Source organism: Arthrobacter sp. P1_B3 (assembly GCF_056406615.1).
Genome location: NZ_JBFTZV010000001.1, coordinates 90,070 through 113,302, shown reverse-complemented (window position 1 = coordinate 113,302; position 23,233 = coordinate 90,070). Strand labels below are relative to the sequence as shown.

Below are 23,233 nucleotides of genomic sequence, written 5' to 3'. Positions count from 1 at the left end.
AGAATCATGAGCAATACACCCCGCACTCCGTCGCACAGGGAGGAACGCCCGGCGAACACGCAGCGCGTCCTCAGCGGGCGCTATGAGCTGGGTGAGCTGATCGGCCGTGGCGGCATGGCGGATGTTTTCCGCGGCGTCGATACCCGGCTGGGACGTACAGTGGCCGTCAAGCTGCTTCGCCCTGACCTGGCCAGGGACCCCCAGTTCCAGGCCCGGTTCAAGCGCGAGGCCCAGGCTGTCGCGGCACTCAACCACCCTTCGATTGTGGCTGTCTTCGACACCGGGGACCACGCGGTCCCCGGTGACCACGACGACAGCGTCCGTGTGCCCTACATCGTGATGGAATTCGTTTCCGGCAAGACGATCCGCGATCTGGTGCGGGCCAAGGACGTCACCATCGATCAGGCGATCGACTTCACGCTGGGCGTGCTGTCCGCGCTCGATTACAGTCACAAGGCCGGAATCGTGCACCGCGACATCAAACCCGCCAACGTGATGTTTTGCCCGGATTCGAACAGCGTCAAGGTCATGGACTTCGGGATCGCCCGGGCCATGGCGGACTCCTCGGCCACCATGACGCAGACCCAGGCAGTCGTGGGGACCGCCCAGTACCTGTCCCCCGAACAGGCACGGGGCGAAACCGTCGATGCACGGAGCGATCTCTACTCCGCAGGATGCCTTCTCTATGAGATGCTGGCCGGCCGGCCGCCGTTCATCGGCGACAGCCCAGTCTCCGTGGCCTACCAGCACGTGCGTGAGATCCCGGAGCCCGCCAGCAGCCTCAACCCCGAGGTCTCCGCTGCGCTGGACAGCGTGTTGATGAAGGCCTTGCAAAAGAACCGCGCGGACCGGTTCCAGGACGCGGCCGCCTTCCGCCGTGCCCTGCGGGCCGCGCGCAGCGGCGTTCCGGTGGCAGCACCGGCCGCCAGTGAAGCCCCCACGGACCCCACCAACGCCGTTCCCCGGCATGACCCCCTGGCGCCTACGGCAGCGTTCACGCTGACCGGGGCCAAGTTCCTTGACGATTCCCCGGGCGGCCGGCTGCGGCCCGCTGAAGAAACGCCCGACGACGAGCAGTTGCTGCAGCCCGCAGACACCGAACTTTATGACACGGACGACACCGGCAGCCTGCCCCTGGTGCTGCCGGTCGAACGCGAGCACACGCCGCGCCAGAAGTCGCGCCGCCGCACGTGGATCGCGACCCTGGTGGTCCTCACGATGCTGGTATTGGCCGGGGGCGGTCTGTGGCTCTACAACCTCATGAACCAGGCCCCGCCGCAGGCAACCAAGGTTCTGGTTCCCACGGTGACGTCCCTGACGGAATCAGAGGCCCTGCAAAGGCTGTACAACGCCGGCTTCAAGCCACAGCTCCAACGGCTGCAGCACGAGAGCATCCCCAAGGGCGCAGCCATTGGCACGGTGCCGACGTCGGGAAGTTCCATGGACGCCAACTCGGACATCATCCTCAATATTTCCGAAGGCCCCAGCGCGGTCACCATCCCCACCGACCTCCCGGGCCGGACGGAGGCGGCGGCCCGCGATCTCCTGCACCAAAAGGGACTGACCGGGTCCCTCACCACCAAGATGTCCAACCACCCCACGGTCCCTGTCGGCATTGTCATCACCACCAACCCGGCCCCGGGACAAATTGTGGCCGTCGCGGACACCGTCGAAATCGTCGTCTCCACCGGGAAGGTTGCTGTGCCCCAGCTGATCGGGCTGCCGCTGGCGGAGGCGGAGGCGAAAATGACGGAGCAGGGTCTGAAGCTCAACGTCACCGAAGTGGAGAATTCCCAGGTGGCCCCGGGCAAGGTGACAGGCCAGGCCGATGCCGCGGATTCGCTCGTGGAACAGGGTAAGACCATCACCGTGACCGTGGCCAAGGCGCCAGCGCCGCCCCCCTCACCGACGCCCACGCCCACGCCAACGCCCACCAAAACCACGACAAAGGAGGGCGCGGTCCTGGACGGACTGTTCCCCTAGGCCGGGCGGGACAGCGGGTAAGGGCCAGCTACCGCCGAGCCGGCGCGTGCAGAGCTCGCGCATGCAGTGCGTGCAAGGTCAGGGCAGGAGCATGCTGTACCTAAAGAGTCAGTGCTTGATAAGCGGGCTGAGTTCCGCTGCCCGCTCAGCGGCGCCGGCCATGCCCAGCGACTCGAGCCAGTTGCCCAGCATCTGGTAGCCGCCTTCGGTCAGGACAGATTCCGGGTGGAACTGGACACCGCACAGCGGGGCGGTGCGGTGCTGCAGGCCCATCACAACACCGGTGCCCGTTTCCGCGGTGATCTCCAGGACTTCCGGGATGCTCGCGCGGACGGCGGCCAGAGAGTGGTAGCGGGTGGCCGTGAGCGGGGAGGGCAGCCCGGCAAACACGCTGGTTCCGTGATGTTCGACGAGGGAAGTCTTGCCGTGCATCAGTTCGGGAGCGTGAGTTACGGTTCCGCCGTAGGCCTCCGCCAGCGCCTGGTGGCCCAGGCACACACCCAGCATGGGCTTGTCATGGCTGCCGCACCATTTGATCAGCTCAATGCAGACGCCGGCCCCGGCGGGATTCCCCGGTCCGGGAGAGATGAGGACACCGTCCCGTGCCTCGGCCATTTCGATCGCCTCGGCGAGCGTGACGTCGTCGTTGCGGACCACGGTGGTCTCGGCACCGAGTTCCTGGAGATAGCCGACCAGGGTGTAGACAAAGCTGTCGTAGTTGTCTACGACCAGGATCTTGGTTGTACTCATGGGTGCTTTGCTGAACCAATCGTTGAATCTGTTAACTGGGTGAATTGCGCCAGCCAAGGAAAAAGGAACTGAACCATCAATACCAGTGCTCCGGCCGCCAGCACCAGCGCAGTCGCAATCCTGAGCCACAAGGGACCGGGAAGGTGGCGGAAAAACCAGCCATAAATCCGTCAGCCTTCCCTGGCCGCGCGGGCCGCCTGGATAATTTCAGCCGGCGGCTCTGCGGAAACAGGTTGCCACCTTTCAAGCAGCGTGTAGGCCACAAAGCGTTCCTGGGAGCCAAACCGCGGATTGCAGCTCGTCGGGGTCAGATAGCTCTCCGTCGGCGCGGCGCCCGGCCGCGTCGGCACCGGCTCATCGGTCCGTGAGGGGAGGCCTGTCTGGCTGTTCCGGAACACGTAGACATAGTAGCCCTCGCGGGTCTGGACGTAGATCCAGTCCCCGGGCACTAAGGCGTCGACATGGTCCAGGACCGCGTCGTGAGCCTGCCGGTGTCCGGCCACGGCGAAGTTTCCCGCAGCCCCTGGCATGGCCGTGCCCTGATGGTGCCCGATGCCCATAGTGTCCAACACCGCCGTCGTGGTTGCCTGACCGATGGGGCGGTTGCGGGGTCCACGGTGTGGCCGGAACTACAGCTAGAATTGTGCGAGCAAAAAGAATTCAAACTTGACCAAGAGCGCGTTGGCCGGCGGGGGCTCCTGTCCTGCAGGATATAAAGCCACATTGCCGCTCTTGTTCCAGCCCGCCAAGGAGGATCAGTGCCCGAGTCGAAGCCGCGTAAAAGGACTGCCCGTGTGGCCCCGCAGACTTCTGCTGCGGAGGCCTACAAGCCCAATCCGGTCTGGTTCAAGCCGGTCATGTTTGGCCTGATGATCATTGGCCTGCTGTGGATCATCACGTTCTACATCACCGAGGGCGCCTTCCCGGTGCAGTCATGGGCGTCGTGGAACATTGTCGCCGGATTCGGAATCGCGATCATCGGCTTCCTAATGACCACGCGCTGGCGTTCCTGAACAGGCCCGCGCGGCGCACATCCCTGACGGGCCGGTACACACAGTGTGCCGGCCGTCGTCGTTAATCCCCGGCCCTAATTCCCGGCCCAGCGAAGGAACCCAGATGACTCCGGCAGTGAGCGGCTCAACCATAGGCGACGACGGACTGGCGCGGCCGGCGTGGGCATCCGTGGATCCCATGCTGCGCGAGTACTACGACAACGAGTGGGGCATGCCCGTCCGGGATGAGCAGGGCCTCTACGAACGAATCAGCCTCGAGGGGTTCCAGGCGGGGCTGTCCTGGGCCACGATTCTGCGCAAGCGGCCCGCCTTCCGCGCGGCATTCAAGGACTTCGACCCGGAACTGGTGGCCCTCTTCACGGACACCGATGTGGAGCGTCTCATGCTCGACGCCGGGATCGTCCGGAACCGGCTGAAGATCCAGGCAACCATCACCAATGCCCGGGCTACTCTGGCGTTGAGGGACGACGGCGGCCTGGTTGACTTCGTATGGGGGTTCCAGCCGGTGGCCACACCCCGGCCCAGCTCCCTCGACCAGGTCCCCACCACCTCGGCCGAGTCCATCGCGCTCTCGAAGGCGCTGCGCAAGAAGGGCTTCGCCTTCGTCGGGCCCACCACCATGTTCGCGCTCATGGAGGCTACCGGAATGGTGGACACCCATCTGCTGGACAGCCACCGGCGCGGAACTTCGGGCGTCTGGCCGCACTGACCAGTCGGGCGACACCCTGCCCCAACCTTATCCACAGCTGTGCACAAGTCTGGGGAAACTTATCCACACTGTTTATAAGTTCCCGGGCTAATGGCGCGTTTCGGCCCAGTTTAAAGGCCACTGCCGGGTCCAAGGCCGATGACGGGATCCCCGGGCGGACGCGAATTACAGCCTTGTAAGTTATTAACAGTGTGGATTGTCTGTGGACAAGTACGGCAGGCCCATCAGTCAGACCCCATCAGACCGTGGACGGCACTGCTGCACCCTTAGTGGGCATGGCCAGTCCCGAAATGAAGTCGCCTGGCCGGACAGGCAGGGCACCAGATGAGTTATCCACTTAATAACACCCCACTACCCACAAGTTATCCACAGCTGGGGATAACAGCCCGCGCCCCGGCCCCGCAACCCCTGCTGCGGGGCCATGAGCCGGGTTAGTTCCCACGGAAACTCAGACCATCAAGTTATTAACACTGTGAATAACCCTGTTGAAACACACCGCCGCTGTCCCCGGGTCCCTGCCTCCGCACCGGGCGGACTGTGGCGCTGTGTCGCTGTGTCGCGGCTCATCCGCCTGCGGCGGCGACACCTGGAGGCAGCGGACAGAGACAGCGCGGCAGTGGCCGCATCACAGAGAGCGCGATCGGCCCCGCGTCAGAGCTGGCGCGACCTGGAATGCCGCGTACAGATGCAGTGGAGAGCCGGTGACGGCGTGGCATGGCCTGGAGGGGGCCGGCGCCTGGAAACCGTCGCGGTGCAGGGAGGCACTGCAGGCAATGGTGCCGGCTGGCAGAAGCGTCGGGCCAGCGATCAAAGTTGTCCACTTACGCACAGGGCAACCCACAGAAGTTATCCACAGGTGTGGAGATCAGGCAGGACGCAGCGCCTCTGCGCCGGAAAATCGCCAGCTCAGGCGGTCAGATCCGGGTCGCCACGTTGAACTACACGCTTGTAAGTTATTAACAATGTGGATAACCCTTGTGGAAAACTTTCGAGGCCGCACCTCTGAATTCAGAGGTTGGGGCTCGGCCGGAGTTTGCGCACGGAAAGTCCCCACCTCTGGGCAGCGGGGAGGGGGACCGAAAGGACCGGAGGGCACTGCGGACAGCAAAACCGGGCCGCAACATGCGGCCGGGAACATGGGCTGGAGCGGGCTAGGCGCCGGCGCCGGCCATCCGGACGACGGACGCGACGATCACCAAGGCAAGGACCCCGCCAAGGCCGATGGCCTGCAGCAGGGTCTGCCGGGGGCCGCGCGGGGTATAGGCAATGACTGCGGCGCTCAGGGCGCCGGTGACGAGGCCGCCGAGATGGGCCTGCCACGCGATCTGGGGCACCATGAAACCGATGACCCCGTTGATGGCGATCAGGACCAAGAGTTGGCGGACTTCTCCGCCGCGTTGACGCTGGACCACCAGCAGCGCGCCGAACAGGCCGAAGATGGCGCCGGAGGCGCCCACGAGTCCCACGGGGCCGTTCACGGGATACACCGGGGTCAGCAGGAGAAAGCCGACGGATCCGCCGACGGCCGAGAGCAGGTAGATGGCCAGGAAGCGGGCGTGGCCCAGCAGCGGTTCAAGGATCTGGCCGAAAATCCACAGCGTATACATGTTCAGGACGATGTGGAGCAGGAATCCCTGCGAGTGCAGGAACGCCGAGGTGAGCAGCCGCCATGGTTCAACATCAGTCAGGGCGGGCGCGTAGGCAAGTTGCTGGTAGATCCCGTCGTTGGGAACCATCCACTGCAGGGCATAGACAAGGGCGCACAGCCCGATGATCACGAAAGTGACCACGGGTTTGCCGGCGGTCACGGCACCGCCGTAGACGGTCCTGACTGTCGGCGTCGTGCGTTTGGTTTCGTTGACACAGTCAACACATTGGAATCCGACGGCGGCCGCCCGCTGGCAGTCGGGGCACGCAGGGCGCCCGCACCGCTGGCAGCGCACATAGGCAGGCCTGTCCGGGTGCCTGGGGCATACCGGGACCTCTGCGGACGGCTCTGCCGCCGGAACTCCGTAGCTCATGGTGTGGGGTTAGAGCTTTTCGATGTCAATGCTGTTGATGGTGACATCCTCGACGGGGCGGTCGCCCATGCCGGTGCGGACGCCTTCGATCGCGTCGACGACCTTCTTGGAATCCTCATCGGCGACTTCACCGAAGATGCTGTGCTTGCCCTGCAGCCAGCCGGTGGGGATGGTGGTGATGAAGAACTGCGAACCGTTGGTGCCGCGCCCCATCTGGACACCGGCGTTGGCCATGGCCAGCTTGTACGGCTCGTTGAAAGTCAGTTCCGGGTGGATTTCATCGTCGAACTTGTAGCCCGGTCCACCGGTGCCGCGGCCCAGGGGATCGCCGGCCTGGATCATGAAGTCCTTGATGATGCGGTGGAAGATGGTGCCGTTGTAGAGCGGCGTGCCGGTCTTGTCCTCGCCCGTTTCCGGGTGGGTCCAGGCCTTCTCACCGGTGGCCAGCCCGACGAAGTTGTCGACAGTCTTCGGCGCGTGGTTGCCATAGAGGTTGACGACGATGTCGCCGAGGCTCGTGTGGATAGTGGCTTTTGCGGTTGCGTTGGCAGTCATAGCGCCTATTCTTCCATGACGGCTCCGCCCCCATAGGGCCGCACAGTCAGTTCCGCGCTGGGTGAAATCCACTGGAAATCGGTCTGAAGAATAGCCGGTGCGTTCCTAGACACGTAGGCTAACAGCAGAACCGTCACATTAATCGGGAGGTAGTTGTGAAGAAAACGGATCGTATTGCCCGTGACCTGGAGCAGTCAGTCAGCACCGGAGTAGACAGCGCCAAGGATTGGGCGGCTCCGCGGGTTGAGGCTGCCGTGAACTGGGCTGTTCCCCGCCTGCAGTATGGGCTGGATACCGCCTCTCCCAAAATCCAGGAGGGGCTCAAGTCAGCGGCCCACAATCTGGCCGGTAGCGTTGCCACTGTCACCCCTCGCCTTCAGGATGGCCTGGCCCAGCTTGCACCGAAAATCCACGACGCCGCGGAAAGCGCGACCCCGCGCCTGCACGAGGCTGTGGACAAGGCCTCACCGGTGATCCTCAACGCACGCGACCGGGTGGTTGTCGAGTACCTTCCCAGGCTTTCGGACCAGATCGGACAGGCTTCCGTGGCCGTCCACCGCACGCTGGAAAACGCTCCGGCCCACGTGGACGCCGTCGCACAGAAGCTTGTTGATTCCGGCGTGGTCCACGGCGTCCAGGCACAGGCCCAGACTGCCAAGGGACATGCGAAGAATCACGCGAAGACTGCAGGAAAGAACATCAAGGCGGCCGCCACCGAAGTCAGCAAGACAGCCAATGCCAAGCTCGCCAAGCAGCAGAAGCCCAAGCACCGCGGCCTGCTGATTTTCGGCATCATCGCTGCCGCAGCTGCCGCCGGTGTCGCCGCCTGGAGGGCTTCCAGGCCGGTGGAGGACCCCTGGAAGGTGCCGACGCCGGTAACGCCTGCCCCGACGGCCGCTCCTGCCGGCGAAGCGCTGAAGGACACCGCCGACAAGGCCGGCTCCGCGGCTGTTGCGGCAGCGGACTCTGCGGCCGAGGCTTCCACCGAGGCATCCGGTTCCGTAGCTGCCGCGGCGGACAAAGCGACAGAAGCGGCCAAGGACGTTGCCGACGACACCGCGAAGACTGCCGCCAAGGTTGCCACCGATGCCAAGACGGCCGTCCGCAACATCGCGTCCAACCTGAACAACGGGGCAGACAAGCCGAATAAGTAGCTCCGGCTGTATTCTCCCAAGGAGGGATTCCGCTACGGCGGGATCCCTCCTTTTGTTTCACACGGCGTGTTTCCCGCGGCAGGGTTTGCTCGGACTGGGGAGGCGCGTCGCGCTCCGCCTTCAAACGGCAGGCTAGATGCTAAATTTGTGGTGATGTCACCCCATAGATCACCCCAGGATGCTTTGCTCATTGCTCCGCCACCGGCTGTATCTATTGTGATTCCGGCGTACAACGAGGAAAGCGTCATCCGGCAGTGTCTGATCGCCGCGGTATACCAGTCGGTGCCTGCCCACGAAATCATTGTGGTGGACAACCTGTCCAAGGACCGCACGGCAGAGATCGTGCGGCAGATGCAGCTGGAGTATCCGGAGAGTCCCATCATCCTGCTCAGCCAGGACCGCGATCAGGGGCTCATCCCCACACGCAATTTCGGTCTTGACCACGCCACCGGTGACATCCTGGGCCGGATCGACGCCGATTCCGTGCTGGAACCGGACTGGGTGGAGCAGGTGCAGAAAGCCTTCGCTGACGAGTCGGTGCACGCTGCGACCGGTCCGGTGGTCTATTACGACATGCCCATGCGCCGGTTTGGGCTCAAGGCAGACGACAAAATGCGTCAGCTAATGCTCAGGCTTGCTAAGCACCAGTATCACTTCCTCTTCGGCTCCAACATGGCACTGCGTCGCTCGGCTTGGGAAACCATCCGTGCAGAGGCGTGCCGCGACGAGCGGGACGAGATGCACGAGGACATCGATCTTTCGCTGCATCTGGCCGACCACGAACTCCGGATCCAGTACTGGCCGCAGATGATCTCGGGTATGTCGGCGCGGCGGCTGGAGGACTCGCCGCGGGATTACCGCTACTACGTGACGCGCTTTGACCGCACCTACAAGGCCCACAACGTCAAGAAGATGGCATTGAAGGCACCCATGGTGGTCTTCTTCTCGGTGTATTTCCCCGCGAAATTGCTCCGCGCCATTCACACGGTCAACGTGGCCCAGCCAGCCCGCCGCGGCGGCCAATAGGCCCGGCGAACAGGCGCGGCCGCTCAGAGCGGCCCCGCCGGCTCCTAGTCGGTGCCAAGCTCCGCCAGCCGCTCTGCGCCGGGGCCCTCCGCAGCGCGCCCCTCAGCAGCGCCCCGGGTGGAGCGTGAGCCGCGCTGCCCCAGGACCACGACGGCGAGCCCCACCAGGATCATCACCAGTCCGGCATAGGTCCCGGCCGGGAGCGTCTCGCCCAGGAACGCCGCAGCCAAAAGCGCCGCTCCCGGGATTTCCAGCAAAATGATCATGGACACCAGCAGCGGGCTCATGGTCGCCAGCAGATAGTTGAACGCGGTGTGCCCCACCAGCTGTGCGCACACGGTGATGGCGAGGATCCCCAGCCAGCCGGTGGCTTCGAACCCTGCCAGCGGCGCTCCGGCCACCAGCGCCATCCCCGCCACAATCGCGGCGCACATGCCGTAGCACAGGGTCGTGTAGACGCCGGTGCCCATGCTCTGCCGGGCCTTGCCTCCGGCGAGCGTGTAGACGCCCGCCAGGGCGCCGCCGGCCACGGCCAGGAGATCGCCCACGAGCGCCTCGGGCGAGGTGCCCATATCAAAGCCGGTAATCGTCACTACACCGCCGAAGGCGAGCCCCAGCCCTACCAGGACCGGCCAGCGGAACCGGACTCCCCGGAAGAGTTGGAAGATCGCGATCCAGCCTGACTGAAGGCACACCAGTGCCGTCGCCGCCGCGACCGACGTCAACTGCAGGGAGGTGATGAAGCATGCGAAGTGCAGGGCCAGGGCCACGGCAGCGGCGAGCGACCAGCGGAACTCGGCTCCGGTCACGTGGCTGAACTGACGGGGGTTGCGGACCACAACCGGACCGGCCATCACGACCGCTCCAATGGCGTTGCGCCAGAAAGCAATGGCGAGGGCACTAACCGACGTGGCGCCCAGTGTGGCTGCAATAAGCGGCCCGGACGACGCCACACCCAGCACCCCTACGGCTGCAAGTAAGAAGTTCACGCTCCAACACTAATGGGACGGACCGTGGTGGCCCTTTACAGCCGCTACTCCTTGACCGGTGCATACCGCGGTGCCAACCTTAAACCGCGGTCTCACATCTCGGTCTCGCCATCATCGAAGAAGGAGACCATCATGGCGTCAATGATCCGCAAGAGCCTGGACAATCCCGAAGAAACACGTCCTGTTGCCGAAGGCATGGGCAGGGTGGATCTCGTCAATCTGGACTCCGGCCCGGTTGGACGGGCCACTTTCCTCCCAGGCTGGAAATGGTCAGATCACGTCAAGCCGATCGCCAAAACGGACAGCTGCATGGCCAGCCATACCGGCTACACGATTTCCGGCCGCATCAAAGTCGTCATGGATGACGGCGAAGAACTCGAATTCGGGCCCGGCGACTTCGGCGTCATTCCGCCGGGTCACGACGCCTGGGTACTCGGCGACGAGCCCTACGTGTTTATCGACTGGCAGGGGATGGCGGACTACGCCAAGCCGAAGGAGTGAGTGAGGCACGGGCATGAAAAAAGCCCCGGGCCGCGTTTCCGCGGTCCGGGGCTCATTCTATGGTGGAGGCACGGGGACTCGAACCCCGAACCCCCTGCTTGCAAAGCAGGTGCGCTACCAATTGCGCCATGCCCCCATAAGAAGCAACCCGTCAATCATACCTTAGGTCCGGACAGCTGATTTCCAGCTTCCACTCCCAGGCTCCGGGCTAGTCAACCGTATCGGTTGAATTGCTCCAGATCACTTTCCGGGCTTCGGATTCCTGCACTTTCCTGTAGAGGAGGACGCCTGCGACCGTGGCTGCGATAACCAGCAACTTCTTCACATGCTCCCCGTTCCGGTTCAGTCATCGACGAACCTTCACTAACCTCTGCCAGAACCAGTACTGGTTCCGTGGGCGTACCAGGACTTGAACCTGGGACCTCTTCGTTATCAGCGAAGCGCTCTAACCGCCTGAGCTATACGCCCCGATGCCTCATCGGGCCGAGATATGACTGTACAGCACATCCCGGCCCGATCTCAAATCGAGGCCCTTTCCCGCGGGATTCCGCGGAAAAGTACGGGAATTAGTCGTCCGTGAGGGTCACGCCAATGCCGCCCACGAGCGTCGCCGCAATGTTGTACAGCACCGCCGAAAGCATCGACAGGGCTGTCAGCAGCACCACGTTGATCACGGCGATGATGGTCGCGAACGACGCCACCTGCCCCAGGGACGCCACCTTCTTCAATTCAAAGCCGCCACCCTCAGAACCGGCCAGGGTCCCGAGCAGGCTGTCCACCTGGTCAAAGATCCCGGTAAGGTCCAAAACGGTCCAGAGCACGATCGCCGCCACGACCGTGACGATTCCCAGCGCCACGGAGAGCAGGAAGGCCATTTTCAGCACGGACCAAGGGTCTACCTTGCTGACCAGCAGCCTGGCACGGCGCACCTTGGCCTTCGGAGCCGGCTTGATCAGCCCGGCGGTGCCCTGCCCGCCGGACTGGGCGGCCCGCTGGCCCGGGACTGCGGGGCGCTGGCCGGGGACCGTGGGGCGCTGGCCGGGTGCGGGGGGACGCTGTCCCGTTCCTGCGGCTGCGCCGGACACGCCCGGGCGCTGCTGCGGACGCGAGGGAGCGCCGCTTACGCGCGGCGCGGCGGTGGGCTGCCGCACTCCGCCAGGCACGCCGCTGCTCGGGTTGGGATATGAGTCCGAATTACTCACTCGTTACCTCCGGTGTTTTCTTCGTCCAGCTCGGCATTGCCTGATGACTCATCTGACTCCGGGGCCGGTACTGATTCTGCCGCTGCGGACTCCTCATGCAATCCGCCATCTTCAGCCAACGTTACGTCATCCGGCGTGGAAGCCCGATTTTCGGCGTCCCCGCCGGCATCCCCGCCTGCATATTCGCTGTCGTCTTGACCTTCGGTCGAATCGTCGCTTTCCAGCCCGCGTTCGGTGTTGCGTGCAACGGCGATGATGCGGTCGTTCTTGTCCGGCTTGGCAAAAATAACGCCCATGGTGTCGCGGCCCTTGGCGGGCACGCCGGTGACCGAGGAGCGGACCACCTTGCCGCCCTCCATGACCACCAGGACTTCATCCTCTTCCTGGACAATGAGGGCGCCGACAAGGTGCCCGCGCTCCTCCTGGTACTTGCCGACCTTGATGCCGAGCCCGCCGCGGCCCTGGAGCCGGTATTCCTCCACCGCGGTCCGCTTGGCGAAGCCGCCTTCGGTGACAATGAAGACGTACGATCCGTCCTGAACGACGTCGGCCGCCAGCAGTTCGTCGTCCTCCCGGAACTTCATGCCGGTCACGCCGGAGGTGGCGCGGCCCATCGGGCGCAGTGCATCGTCCGTCGCCGTGAACCGGACGGACTGGCCCTTGCGGGAGACCAACATGAGGTCATCGGTCTCGGAGACCAGCTGGGCCGAGACGAGCTCGTCGCCGTCGCGCAGGTTGATGGCGATCACGCCGGCGGACCGGTTGGTGTCGTAGTCCTCCAGCCGGGTTTTCTTGACCAGGCCGCGCTTGGTGGCGAGCACCAGGTACGGGGCGTGCTGGTAGTCCCGAAGGTCCAGCACCTGGGCGATGTGCTCATCCGGCTGGAAGGCCAGCAGGTTGGCCACGTGCTGGCCCTTGGCGTCACGTCCGGCTTCGGCGAGCTCGTAGGCCTTGGCCCGGTAGACGCGTCCGAGGTTGGTGAAGAAGAGCAGCCAGTGGTGCGTGGTGGTGACGAAGAAGTGCTCCACGACGTCGTCCCCGCGCAGCTGGGCGCCCTTGATGCCCTTGCCGCCGCGCTGCTGGGAGCGGTAGTTGTCGCTGCGGGTGCGCTTGACGTACCCGCCGCGGGTGATGGTGACCACCATCTCCTCTTCAGGGATCAGGTCCTCCATCGACATGTCGCCGTCGAAGCCCATCAGCACCTTGGTGCGGCGGTCATCGCCGTGCTTCGCCACGATTTCGGCCAGTTCCGTGCTGATGATCTCGCGCTGGCGCGCTTCAGAGGCCAGGATCGAGTTGTACTCGGCGATCAGGGCCTCAAGCTCGGCATGGCGGTCCTGGATCCTCTGGCGTTCCAGCGCCGCAAGCCGGCGCAGCTGCATGTCCAGGATGGCCCGGGCCTGCAGCTCGTCGATGTCGAGCAGTTCCATCAGCCCGTCGCGTGCAGCCTCAGTGGTGTTGGAGGCGCGGATGAGGGCGATGACCTCGTCGAGCATGTCCAGCGCTTTGAGCAGGGCGCGGAGGATGTGCGCTTCTTCCTCGGCCTTGCGCAGGCGGTAGCGCGTGCGCCGGGCGATGACGTCCATCTGGTGGGTGACCCAGTGGCGGATGAACGCATCGAGGCTGAGCGTGCGCGGCACACCGTCAACGATGGCGAGCATGTTGGCGGCGAAGTTGTCCTGCAGCTGGGTGTGCTTGTAGAGGTTGTTCAGCACCACCTTGGCCACGGCGTCGCGCTTAAGCACAATCACCAGGCGCTGACCGGTGCGGCCCGAGGTCTCATCGCGGAGGTCGGCGATGCCGGAGATTTTGCCGTCCCTGACCAGTTCGGCGATCTTGATGGCCAGGTTGTCCGGGTTGGCCTGGTACGGCAGCTCGGTGACCACCAGGCACGTGCGGCCCTGGAGTTCCTCGACGCTGACCACCGCACGCATGGTGATGGAACCGCGGCCGGTGCGGTAGGCATCCTCGATGCCCTTGTGGCCGAGGATGGTGGCGCCGGTCGGGAAGTCCGGTCCCTTGATGCGCACCAGGAGCTCTTCGAGCAGTTCCTCCCGGCTGGCGGTCGGGTTCGCGAGGTACCACTGAACGCCGTCGGCGACTTCGCGGAGGTTGTGCGGCGGGATGTTGGTGGCCATGCCGACGGCGATGCCCGAGGAGCCATTGACCAACAGGTTCGGGAACCGGGCCGGCAAGATGGTCGGCTCCTGGTTCTTGCCGTCGTAGTTGTCCTGGAAGTCGACTGTTTCCTCGTCGATGTCCCGGACCATCTCCATGGCGAGCGGCGCCATCTTGGTTTCGGTGTACCGCGGGGCGGCCGCGCCGTCGTTGCCGGGCGAGCCGAAGTTACCCTGGCCGAGCGCCAGCGGGTAGCGCATGGTCCAGTCCTGGATCAGGCGGACCAGGGCATCGTAGATCGCGGTGTCGCCGTGCGGGTGGTACTGGCCCATGACCTCTCCCACCACGCGGGCACACTTGTTGAAGGAGCGGTCCGGGCGGTAGCCGCCGTCGAACATCGCGTAGAGCACGCGGCGGTGGACGGGCTTGAGGCCGTCGCGGACGTCCGGCAGCGCGCGGCCCACGATCACGGCCATGGCGTAGTCGAGGTAGGAGCGCTGCATTTCGGTCTGCAGGTCCACCTGCTCGACCCGGTCAGTCAGTACGTCGCCGTCGAGGATGGCGCCTTCAAGGACGGGCTCGGAGCCGGCCGGCACCTCGGGTGTTTCGTCACTCATAGTCTATATTTTCCGTTTCAGGTATATATCAGTTCTGGAATATTAGGGGCCAGGAAGCCTCTAGATGTCCAGGAACCGAACGTCCTTGGCGTTCTGCTGAATGAAGTTTCGGCGGGATTCAACGTCCTCGCCCATGAGCGTGGAGAAGGTCTGGTCCGCCGCCAGGGCATCATCCATCGTCACCTGCAGCAGGGTCCGGTGGTCCGGGTCCATGGTGGTGTCCCACAGTTCCGTGTAGTCCATCTCGCCGAGGCCCTTGTAGCGCTGGATGCCGTTGTCCTTGGGAATGCGGCGGCCCGCGGCCTGGCCCGAGAGCAGCTTGGCGTCGCGTTCACGGTCGCTGTAGACGTAATCGTGCGGCGCATTGGACCACTTGATCCGGTACAGCGGCGGCTGCGCGAGGTAGACGTAGCCGTTTTCGATCAGCGGGCGCATGTAGCGGAACAGCAGCGTCATCAGCAGCGTCGTGATGTGCTGGCCGTCGACGTCGGCATCGGCCATGAGCACGATCTTGTGGTATCGCAGCTTGGCGATGTCGAAGTCCTCGCCAATACCGGTGCCGAAGGCCGTGATCATGGACTGGACCTCGGCGTTGCCGAGCGCCTTGTCCAGCCGGGCCCGTTCGACGTTCAGGATCTTGCCGCGCAGCGGCAGGATGGCCTGGGTCTCCGGGTTGCGTCCGCGCTTGGCAGAACCGCCGGCCGAGTCACCCTCCACGATGTAGACCTCGCACCTCTCCGGGTTCTTCGAGGAGCAGTCGGACAGCTTACCGGGCATGCCGAAGGATTCCAGCGGGCTCTTGCGGCGGGCGTTGTCCCGGGCCTTCCGCGCGGCCATACGCGCCTGGGCTGCCGAGATGGCCTTGCGGATCACGTCCCGGGCGGGGCCGGGGTTGCGCTCGAGCCAGTCGCCCAGCCCGTCGGTGACCACGCGCTGGACGAAGCCCTTGACCTCGGAGTTGCCGAGCTTGGTTTTGGTCTGGCCCTCGAACTGCGGCTCGGCGAGCTTCACGGAAATGACTGCCGTCAGGCCCTCGCGGATGTCGTCCCCGGTGAGGTTGTCTTCCTTTTCCTTGATGATGTTCTTCTCCCGCGCATAGCGGTTGATGAGCGAGGTCATCGCGGCGCGGAAGCCCTCTTCGTGGGTGCCACCCTCGTGCGTGTTGATCGTGTTGGCGTAGGTGTGGACGCTCTCGGAGTACGCGTTGGTCCACTGCATCGCCATTTCCAGGGCGATGTGCCGTTCCGTGTCCTCGGTCTCGAAGGCGATGACGTCCTCGTGGACCACATCAACCTTCTTGCCGGAGTTCAGGTGCTTGACGTAGTCCAGCAGGCCGTCGTCGTACTGGTAGACCACGGTGTGGAATTCCGCCGGAACTTCGCCTTCGGTGGGGACGGTGTCCAGGTCCAGGTCGTCGTCCTCGGACGGTTCCTCCGGAGCGCGGCGCTCGTCGGTCAGCGTGATGCGCAGTCCCTTGTTGAGGAAGGCCATCTGCTGGAAGCGGGCACGCAGTGTTTCGAAGTCGAAGTAGGTGCTCTCGAAGATGGTGGCATCGGGGTAGAACGTCTGCGTGGTGCCGGTCTCGGCGGCCTCCTCGCCCTGGACCAGGCCGCCCTGCGGCTTGCCGCCGTCGGCGAAGGACATCCGCCAGACGTGTCCCTGGCGGCGGACCTCGGTGTCGACGCGGCTGGAGAGCGCGTTAACCACCGAAATGCCGACGCCGTGGAGGCCGCCGGAAACGGCGTAACCGCCGCCGCCGAACTTGCCGCCGGCGTGCAGGATCGTCATGACGACTTCCACGGTGGGCTTGTGCTCGGTGGGGTGCATGTCCACGGGGATGCCGCGGCCGTTGTCGACCACCCTGACCCCGCCGTCGGCCTGCAGCACGATTTCGATGTGCGTGCAGTAGCCGGCCAGAGCCTCGTCCACCGAGTTATCCACCACCTCGTAGACCAGGTGGTGCAAACCGCGGGGTCCGGTGGAGCCGATGTACATGCCGGGACGTTTCCGGACAGCTTCCAGGCCTTCAAGTACGGTGATGTCGCTGGCGCCGTATTCGCGCGATGTCGCGGTTCCCGACGACGACGCCGCTGCCGCCGCCACTTGCACTACCGCTTCCGCTACGTCTTCCACTGCCGGGATCTCTGCATTGTCGTTAGCCACAGGCGCTTTCGACTCCTCTATGTTCGTTGAAGGCCGGCCGTTGCCTCTTCCGTGGAAAAGGCTCCTGCCAACAGGCACGTCACTGACGACGCCGGGTGTTCCGCTGACTTGGGATCCCGTCCGCCGCACGCTGAAATTGCGTCGGAAACGGACTCAGTCAACGCTTCACCGGCGCCCAGTTATCTCCACCGATTCTATCGTGTTATAGGAGCCAAACCCGCATTCCAGGGCGCCAAACGGTCGGGAAAGTGCCGCTGAGAGGCCGCTGGCTCCCCCTGCAAGGCTTTCGGGGTCCGGCCCTAGGGTGCCTATACGACTCCGGGTCGTTCGAGCGCCCTACACGCCGCTTGCGGATTTTTCAAGGGTTTTTGCAAGAAGTGCTTCACATCCGGAGGCGCGTGGGGTCCCGGGGCTATCCATATGTGTCGCGGGGTCCGCGGCCATTGACCGTCCGGAGGCCCTTGCGCCAGCTCGGGGCGGCGGGTCCAAGCACCTGGATGCTGGTGACGACGCCGTCGCCAAGCTCGGTGCGGAATTTTTCCAGCAGGCTGTTGCTCAGCAGCCGCAGCTGGGTCGCCCACGCCGTGGAATCGGTGCGCACATGCAAGGTGGTGTCGGTAAAACTCTCGGGGGTGCAGTGCGCCGAAATCTCCGGGCCCACCAGCACGGCCCACTGTGCCATGACAGAGCCGACGGCCACCGGCGAGCTCCAGCCGCGTTCGGCAACGAGGCGTCCCACAACCTTTCCCAGGCCCAGCGGATCCCGGCCGGTGCCATGGAACTGGGAGAACCCGCGGGTTCCCCGCGCGGCGCGGGCAGGTTTCTGGGCCCCGGCACCGGAGCGCGGGAGCGCCCGGCGGATTTCGCCCCGGGCCGCGGCGGCGTCGCGCATTCTGTTCAGTGCCGCCTGCGCGGCATCGATGTCGTCGGGATCCCGGCCCGGTTGCAGGCCGCCGTCGGTATCCTTATTCATCGATTTTCCTGCTCATCGATTCCTCCCGGGATGACCTTCACCCGCCGTCCGGTCAGTTCCGCCGGGATATCGTCCTCGACGGCGGCAGTGACCAGCACCTGTTCGGCGCCGGATACTATTGCCGCCAGTTTACGCCGCCGCTGGACGTCGAGTTCGGCAAAAACGTCGTCAAGGATCAGGATCGGGGGCGACCCGCCGGTGCGGGCATCGTCGAGCATGACGTAGTAGGAGGCCAGGCGCAGGGACAGGCACATGGACCAGGTTTCGCCGTGTGAGGCGTAGCCCTTGGCCGGAGCCGATCCAAGCACGAGCTCAAGCTCATCCCGGTGCGGTCCGACCAGCGAGATGCCCCGTTCCAGTTCCTTGCGGCGGGATGCGGCAAAGGCCTGGATGTAGCGGTCGGTGAGCTGCTCGACGGAGAGCAGGCGCAGATCCTCCGCCAGGAGGGAGGTGGCATCGGCGCCGGCCGCATCCGTTTCGGTTTCCGCGGCGGTGGCGCCGCCCGCAGGTCTGGTCCCAGAACTGGCCCCAGCGCCGTCGTCATCCAGGCTGTCCTGCAGCGTGGAACGGTAAACCGCGGCGGCCTCCTTGGAGCCGTCGGTCAGTTGCGCATAGGCGTTTTTCAGGTGCGGTTGCAGGCGGTCCACCAGCTCGAGGCGCGCATGCAGCAGTTCGGCCCCGGCCCGGGCCATGTGCTGGTCCCAGACATCCAGCGTTGCCTCATGCCCGGAGCTGAACTTTCCGGCCCGGGCTGACTTGAGCAGTGCGTTGCGCTGCTTCAGGACCCGGTCGTAGTCACTCCTGGTCGCGGCGTGGCGCGGCATGAGGCTGACCAGAAGCTCGTCCAGGAACCGGCGGCGGCTGGAGGGATCGCCCTTGACCAGCGCCAGGTCTTCCGGAGCGAAGAGCACGGTCTGGCAGATGCCAAGCAGGTCCCTGGCCCGGACCGGATTGCTCCGGTTGATCCGTCCGCGGTTGGCCCGCGCGGCGTTGATTTCCAGTTCCAGTACGGTCGACTGCTCACCGCGGACCAGCTTGGCCCGGATCATCGCCCGTTCGGCACCAAAGCGCAGCAGCGGTGCGTCCGTGCTGACCCGGTGCGAGTTGAGCGTGGCCAGATACCCGATCGCTTCCATCAGGTTGGTCTTGCCGATGCCGTTGGAGCCCACCAGGACGGTGACCCCCGGCTCAAGGCTTAGATCGACCTGGGCGTAGCTGCGGAAATCTGTGAGTGAGAGTTTTTCTAGGTACACGCGGGATTCAGGACTTCACAGGCTGGGTTGCTTGGCTGGGCAGGATTACTTGGCCGGCCGGGTCGCGTGGCCGCCGAACTGGTGGCGCAGGGCGGACACCATCTTCATGGCCGGCGAGTTGTCCTCGCGGGAGGAGAACCTGGCGAACAGCGCAGCCGTGATCGCCGGTGCCGGCACAGCGTTGGCAATTGCCTCCTCGACGGTCCAGCGGCCCTCGCCCGAATCCTCGACGTAGTCGGAGATCGATTCCAGTCCGGGGTCCTCGTCAAGGGCCTTGACCATGAGGTCCAGGAGCCAGGAGCGCACAACCGTCCCTTTTTGCCAGGCCCGGAAAGTCCCGGGGAGATCGGCGACGATCTCCTTGGCGGCCAGGAGTTCGTACCCCTCGGCGTAGGCCTGCATCAGGCCGTATTCGATCCCGTTGTGGACCATCTTGGCGTAGTGGCCGGCACCAACACCGCCGACGTGCACAAAGCTGTCGGCCCGCTCGCCTGCGGGACGGAGCGCGTCAAAGACGGGAAGGGCCCGTTCGATATCGGCGGCATCGCCGCCCGCCATGAGGCCGTAGCCGTTCTGGAGGCCCCAGACCCCGCCGGACACGCCGCAGTCCGCAAAGCGGATTCCCTTTTCGGCCAGCGTTGCACCGTGCTTCTGGTCTTCCGTGAACCGGGAGTTGCCGCCGTCGATCACGAGGTCACCGGCGTCGAGCTTGGTGCCCAGTTCGGTGATCACGGCGTCGGTGATCTCGCCCGAGGGGACCATGACCCAGATGAGGCGCGGCGCCGGGACGGCGGCGATGAGTTCGTCCAAGGTGGCGACGTCGGCAACGTCGGGGTTGCGGTCAAAACCGGTGACCTCGATCCCGCCGTTGCGCAGACGTTCGCGCATGTTGAAGCCCATTTTTCCAAGGCCGATTAGTCCGATGTGCACGGGATGAACTCTTTTCTGCGCTGGGGTGCTTCGTTGGGGACCGTCACCCAGGTCACTGGCAGTTGTGGCCGTTTTGTGGGGTCAAAACGGCGCACATCTGTCAGCTAGTTGGGCAGCCTCACGGGCATGACGAGGTAGCGGTAGTCACCCTGGTCCTCGCCCTCGGCGTCCTGCTGGGCTGTGATCATGGCCGGCTTGGGTGCGGTGGTGAAGGAGAACCGCACGAACTTGGTTTCGATGACGCTCAGGCCCTCGATCAGGTAGTGCGGGTTGAAGGCCACGGTGATGTCCTCGCCGGACAACTGGGCTTCGAGCTCTTCGGAGGCCTGGGCGTCCTCGCCGGTGCCGGCGTCCAGGTGCAGCTGGCCCTGGGTGAAGGCGAGCCGGACCGGGGTGTTGCGTTCGGCCACGAGCGAGACGCGGCGCACGGCTTCGACCAGTTCCTGGGTCTGCACGGTGGCGTGGATGGGTGTGGAGTCCGGGAACAACGAGCGGATTTTGGGGTAGTCGCCGTCCACCAGCAGCGAAGTGGTGGTCCTGCCGCCGCTTTCGAAACCGATCAGCCGGCTGTCGTCGTCGGCGAGGGCGATGTTGATGTCGCCGCTGCTGCCCAGCGTTTTTGCCACTTCGTTGAGGGTCTTGGCCTTGACCAGGGCGCTCGTGGAGATGCCGGGAGTCGCAGGCTTCCACGGAACTTCCCGCATGGCCAGGCGGTAACGGTCGGTGGCAAGGAGGGTGATGAGATCGTCCTCGATTTCCATCCGAACGCCGGTCAGGATCGGCAGGGTGTCGTCCTTGCTGGCCGCGATGATCACCTGGGACACCGCCTGGGCGAACGAATCGCCGGGAACGGTGCCGCTGATCGTGGGGAGGGCCGGCAGCGGCGGGTATTCGGCCTCGGGCATCGTGGCCAGGTGGAAGCTGCTTCGGCGACATGTGAGAGTCACCTTGTTGCCGTCGGTTTCGACCTCGACGGGGGCGGACGGCAGGCTGCGGCAGATGTCCGCGAGCAGGCGGCCCGATACCAGGATGGTGCCTTCGGTGCTGATGTCAGCAGGGATTTCGAGCCTCGCGGAGGTCTCGTAATCGAAGCTCGAGAGGCTGACGGTACCGGCTTCAGCCTTCAGGAGCAGGCCTGAAAGTACGGGAACGGGCGGCCGCGGAGACAACGACCGGGCGGTCCATGTCACGGCTTCTGCCAGGACGTCCCGTTCGACTCTGAACTTCACGGAAGGGTGCCGCCTTTCATTGCTGCTGTTGGTGCTGAATTCGCTACGACTGCTCAGGCTGCCGCGGACCTCGGCAGGGATGCCGAACTCCGTCAACAAGGGAATCGTCCGCCCTCCCCGGGCCTCATGGCCCGGTAGGGAACCACAAAAGATGTCCGGGACGGACGCACTGCTGACAGCTTAGCCCCAAGGTGAGCGTTTCTCCCATCCCCGGGTTACAAGAGTGTTGTTCGCGGGGCCGGTCTCCTGTGCCGGTCCGGAACGGGCCTGGGCACTGCTCGGGGGGCGGAAGGAGATTGTTGTTTGAGGGAAATTCATTTTCTTGGGATTAGCAGTGTTAATAACTGCTGTGGAAACTGTGGATAACTCGATCCTGCCGTGCGAATCCGCGGTTAAGCCCTGTTCATGGACTGTGGGCGGAGCAGGTTTTAAACAGGGTGTGGATGGGGACAAGTTTTTTGGCCGATTCGCCGATCCACAGGAGCCTTAAGGGTTTTAAGCCCATTAACCGCGGTTGTCCCCTTAAGTATCCACAGGGTTGTCCACAGGGCCCTGTTAATAAGGTAAGAGTGCGCCGGCCGAGGGCTCAGGAATTACGCTGCTGCTGCTTGATCCGGTTGGTCAGCTCGGTCACCTGGTTGTAGATGACCCGGCGCTCAGCCATGAGTTCGCGGATTTTGCGGTCGGCGTGGATCACGGTGGTGTGGTCGCGGCCGCCCAACTCCTGCCCGATCTTGGGCAGGGACATGTCCGTGAGCTCCCGGCACAGGTACATGGCAATCTGCCGTGCGGTCACCAGCGTGCGGGTGCGCGACTTGCTGCAGAGTTCCTCCATGCTGAGCTTGAAGTAGTCGGCCGTCTGCGTGAGGATCTGGGCCGAGGTGATTTCCTGGGCACCGTCGTCGGTGATGAGGTCCTTGAGCACCATTTCGGCCAGGGCCACATCCACCGGCTGCCGGTTCAGGCTGGCGAAGGCCGTGACGCGGATGAGGGCACCCTCAAGCTCGCGGATGTTGCTGGAAATCTTCGAGGCGATGTATTCGAGGGCATCATCCGGGGCGGAGAGGCCTTCGCTGAGCGCCTTCTTCCGGAGGATCGCGATGCGGGTCTCCAGTTCGGGCGGCTGGATGTCGGTCAGCAGGCCCCACTCGAAGCGCGACTTCATGCGGTCCTCGAAGCCGGCGAGCAGCTTCGGCGGCTGGTCCGAGGTGATGACCACCTGCTTGTTGTTGTTGTGCAGGGCGTTGAACGTGTGGAAGAACTCCTCCAGCGTCCTGTCCTTGCCGGCCAGGAACTGGATGTCGTCGATCAGCAGCACGTCCACGTTGCGGTACGTGGTCTTGAAGCTGGTGCCTTCGTCGTCGCGGATGGAGTTGATGAAGTCGTTGGTGAATTCCTCGGAATTGACGTAGCGGACCCGGATCCCGCTGTAGAGCCGGCGCGCATAGTGGCCGATCGCGTGAAGCAGGTGGGTTTTGCCGAGGCCGGAGTCGCCGTAGATGAACAGCGGGTTGTAGGCCTTCGCCGGCGCCTCCGCCACAGCCACGGCGGCTGCGTGGGCGAACCGGTTGGAGGAACCGATCACGAACGTGTCGAAGACGTACTTCGGGTTGAGGCGGCCGAATTCGTGCGAGGTGCTCGGCAGCATCGGCTGCGGCTTTAACTCCACGGTCGGGTCAGCGGCCAGGGAAAGTTCGACGGCGGGTTCGGGCTCTGTGTGCAGGGGCACCAGGTCAGTGTCGACGTCGATCGCGCAGCGGATTTCGTCGGAAAACACGCTGCGGAGGGCGTCGTCGAGGGCTTCCTTGACCTGGGTCTGCAGCACTTCGCGGGTGAGCTCGTTGGGGACGGCCACCAGAAGGGTGGAACCGATCAGGCCCTGGGCCTGGGCCAGGATGACGAAGCCGCGCTGCCGGGGAGAGACACGGTGGTCGTTCTCCAGGAGGCTCACAACCCGCCGCCAGGAACTTCCGACAGTGTTGGCTTGGTTGGCTTCGTCTACTGTCATCAATCAGTTCCTCAAACTTGCTGGCCTGCATTACGTGCA

Annotated in this window: 19 protein-coding genes, 2 tRNA genes and 1 pseudogene; 6 read left to right on the top strand and 16 right to left on the bottom strand. The window is 64.6% G+C overall.

Annotated features, from left to right (window positions below):
• The first annotated feature begins 6 nt into the window (after window positions 1-6).
• Window positions 7-1,983: a Stk1 family PASTA domain-containing Ser/Thr kinase gene (gene pknB, locus AC1D2F_RS00515; protein WP_229993505.1), complete on the top strand. Its 1,977-nt coding sequence runs from the start codon at window positions 7-9 to the stop codon at window positions 1,981-1,983.
• Window positions 1,984-2,091: 108 nt separating this feature from the next.
• Here the strand turns inward: pknB and AC1D2F_RS00510 are convergent, their stop codons facing one another.
• Window positions 2,092-2,733: an anthranilate synthase component II gene (locus AC1D2F_RS00510; protein ID WP_229993506.1), complete on the bottom strand. Its 642-nt coding sequence runs from the start codon at window positions 2,731-2,733 to the stop codon at window positions 2,092-2,094.
• Between the two features lie 170 nt (window positions 2,734-2,903).
• Window positions 2,904-3,356, bottom strand: a pseudogene (locus AC1D2F_RS00505) (sortase domain-containing protein); the annotation flags it as partial.
• 135 nt (window positions 3,357-3,491) lie between these two features.
• Between AC1D2F_RS00505 and AC1D2F_RS00500 the strand changes: the two are divergent.
• Entirely contained in the window at window positions 3,492-3,746 is a 255-nt protein-coding gene (locus AC1D2F_RS00500) for a cell division protein CrgA (protein ID WP_091560774.1), read from the top strand.
• 103 nt (window positions 3,747-3,849) lie between these two features.
• Window positions 3,850-4,455, top strand: a complete 606-nt coding sequence (locus tag AC1D2F_RS00495; protein WP_290369353.1) for a DNA-3-methyladenine glycosylase I — start codon at window positions 3,850-3,852, stop codon at window positions 4,453-4,455.
• A 1,151-nt stretch (window positions 4,456-5,606) separates the two neighbouring features.
• Here AC1D2F_RS00495 and AC1D2F_RS00490 read toward each other — a convergent pair.
• The gene (locus AC1D2F_RS00490; protein WP_229993507.1) at window positions 5,607-6,476 is read right to left on the bottom strand and encodes a rhomboid family intramembrane serine protease; all 870 of its coding nucleotides are present in this window, start codon (window positions 6,474-6,476) and stop codon (window positions 5,607-5,609) included.
• Window positions 6,477-6,485: 9 nt separating this feature from the next.
• Window positions 6,486-7,031 (bottom strand): peptidylprolyl isomerase, encoded by a 546-nt coding sequence (locus tag AC1D2F_RS00485; protein ID WP_229993508.1) that lies wholly within the window; start codon window positions 7,029-7,031, stop codon window positions 6,486-6,488.
• A 155-nt stretch (window positions 7,032-7,186) separates the two neighbouring features.
• Between AC1D2F_RS00485 and AC1D2F_RS00480 the strand changes: the two genes are divergently transcribed.
• Together AC1D2F_RS00480 and AC1D2F_RS00475 are read left to right on the top strand one after the other, a co-directional pair.
• The gene (locus tag AC1D2F_RS00480; protein WP_229993509.1) at window positions 7,187-8,185 is read left to right on the top strand and encodes a hypothetical protein; all 999 of its coding nucleotides are present in this window, start codon (window positions 7,187-7,189) and stop codon (window positions 8,183-8,185) included.
• A gap of 153 nt (window positions 8,186-8,338) precedes the next feature.
• Entirely contained in the window at window positions 8,339-9,211 is an 873-nt protein-coding gene (locus AC1D2F_RS00475) for a glycosyltransferase family 2 protein (RefSeq protein ID WP_229993510.1), read from the top strand.
• Between the two features lie 44 nt (window positions 9,212-9,255).
• Here the strand turns inward: AC1D2F_RS00475 and AC1D2F_RS00470 are convergent, their stop codons facing one another.
• Window positions 9,256-10,200 (bottom strand): DMT family transporter, encoded by a 945-nt coding sequence (locus tag AC1D2F_RS00470; protein WP_229993511.1) that lies wholly within the window; start codon window positions 10,198-10,200, stop codon window positions 9,256-9,258.
• Window positions 10,201-10,341: 141 nt separating this feature from the next.
• On the opposite strand from AC1D2F_RS00470, the gene AC1D2F_RS00465 reads away from it, so the two are divergent.
• Entirely contained in the window at window positions 10,342-10,701 is a 360-nt protein-coding gene (locus AC1D2F_RS00465; protein WP_476965977.1) for a cupin domain-containing protein, read from the top strand.
• A gap of 60 nt (window positions 10,702-10,761) precedes the next feature.
• Here the strand turns inward: AC1D2F_RS00465 and AC1D2F_RS00460 are convergent.
• From AC1D2F_RS00460 to dnaA, 11 genes are all read right to left on the bottom strand, one after another.
• Window positions 10,762-10,837: transfer RNA gene (locus AC1D2F_RS00460), tRNA-Ala, on the bottom strand.
• A gap of 72 nt (window positions 10,838-10,909) precedes the next feature.
• Complete coding sequence (locus tag AC1D2F_RS00455; RefSeq protein WP_216699097.1) at window positions 10,910-11,026, bottom strand: DLW-39 family protein; 117 nt, start codon at window positions 11,024-11,026, stop codon at window positions 10,910-10,912.
• 69 nt (window positions 11,027-11,095) lie between these two features.
• Window positions 11,096-11,169: transfer RNA gene (locus tag AC1D2F_RS00450), tRNA-Ile, on the bottom strand.
• A 98-nt stretch (window positions 11,170-11,267) separates the two neighbouring features.
• Window positions 11,268-11,903 carry a DUF3566 domain-containing protein gene (locus tag AC1D2F_RS00445; protein WP_229993513.1) on the bottom strand — a complete coding sequence of 212 codons (636 nt, stop codon included), beginning with the start codon at window positions 11,901-11,903 and terminating at the stop codon, window positions 11,268-11,270.
• The gene (gene gyrA / locus AC1D2F_RS00440; protein ID WP_229993514.1) at window positions 11,900-14,638 is read right to left on the bottom strand and encodes a DNA gyrase subunit A; all 2,739 of its coding nucleotides are present in this window, start codon (window positions 14,636-14,638) and stop codon (window positions 11,900-11,902) included. The genes AC1D2F_RS00445 and gyrA overlap by 4 nt, the downstream gene beginning before the upstream one ends.
• A gap of 60 nt (window positions 14,639-14,698) precedes the next feature.
• Window positions 14,699-16,801: a DNA topoisomerase (ATP-hydrolyzing) subunit B gene (gyrB, locus tag AC1D2F_RS00435; protein ID WP_414645512.1), complete on the bottom strand. Its 2,103-nt coding sequence runs from the start codon at window positions 16,799-16,801 to the stop codon at window positions 14,699-14,701.
• A gap of 412 nt (window positions 16,802-17,213) precedes the next feature.
• Window positions 17,214-17,774, bottom strand: coding sequence for a DciA family protein (locus AC1D2F_RS00430; protein WP_229993515.1), 561 nt, complete (start codon window positions 17,772-17,774; stop codon window positions 17,214-17,216).
• Window positions 17,771-19,027: a DNA replication/repair protein RecF gene (recF, locus tag AC1D2F_RS00425; protein WP_229993516.1), complete on the bottom strand. Its 1,257-nt coding sequence runs from the start codon at window positions 19,025-19,027 to the stop codon at window positions 17,771-17,773. The genes AC1D2F_RS00430 and recF overlap by 4 nt, the downstream gene beginning before the upstream one ends.
• A 45-nt stretch (window positions 19,028-19,072) precedes the next feature.
• Entirely contained in the window at window positions 19,073-19,957 is an 885-nt protein-coding gene (gnd, locus tag AC1D2F_RS00420; protein ID WP_229993517.1) for a phosphogluconate dehydrogenase (NAD(+)-dependent, decarboxylating), read from the bottom strand.
• Window positions 19,958-20,061: 104 nt separating this feature from the next.
• Window positions 20,062-21,186 (bottom strand): DNA polymerase III subunit beta, encoded by a 1,125-nt coding sequence (gene dnaN, locus AC1D2F_RS00415; RefSeq protein ID WP_090582070.1) that lies wholly within the window; start codon window positions 21,184-21,186, stop codon window positions 20,062-20,064.
• 586 nt (window positions 21,187-21,772) lie between these two features.
• Complete coding sequence (dnaA, locus tag AC1D2F_RS00410; RefSeq protein ID WP_018775671.1) at window positions 21,773-23,194, bottom strand: chromosomal replication initiator protein DnaA; 1,422 nt, start codon at window positions 23,192-23,194, stop codon at window positions 21,773-21,775.
• Window positions 23,195-23,233: the final 39 nt, after the last annotated feature.

Coding starts and splice junctions, on each gene's coding strand:
- pknB (WP_229993505.1), top strand. CDS start 7: ATGAGCAATACACCCCGCACTCCGTCGCACAGGGAGGAACGCCCGGCG.
- AC1D2F_RS00510 (WP_229993506.1), bottom strand. CDS start 2,733: ATGAGTACAACCAAGATCCTGGTCGTAGACAACTACGACAGCTTTGTC.
- AC1D2F_RS00495 (WP_290369353.1), top strand. CDS start 3,850: ATGACTCCGGCAGTGAGCGGCTCAACCATAGGCGACGACGGACTGGCG.
- AC1D2F_RS00490 (WP_229993507.1), bottom strand. CDS start 6,476: ATGAGCTACGGAGTTCCGGCGGCAGAGCCGTCCGCAGAGGTCCCGGTA.
- AC1D2F_RS00485 (WP_229993508.1), bottom strand. CDS start 7,031: ATGACTGCCAACGCAACCGCAAAAGCCACTATCCACACGAGCCTCGGC.
- AC1D2F_RS00475 (WP_229993510.1), top strand. CDS start 8,339: ATGTCACCCCATAGATCACCCCAGGATGCTTTGCTCATTGCTCCGCCA.
- AC1D2F_RS00465 (WP_476965977.1), top strand. CDS start 10,342: ATGATCCGCAAGAGCCTGGACAATCCCGAAGAAACACGTCCTGTTGCC.
- gyrA (WP_229993514.1), bottom strand. CDS start 14,638: ATGAGTGACGAAACACCCGAGGTGCCGGCCGGCTCCGAGCCCGTCCTT.
- AC1D2F_RS00430 (WP_229993515.1), bottom strand. CDS start 17,774: ATGAATAAGGATACCGACGGCGGCCTGCAACCGGGCCGGGATCCCGAC.
- dnaA (WP_018775671.1), bottom strand. CDS start 23,194: ATGACAGTAGACGAAGCCAACCAAGCCAACACTGTCGGAAGTTCCTGG.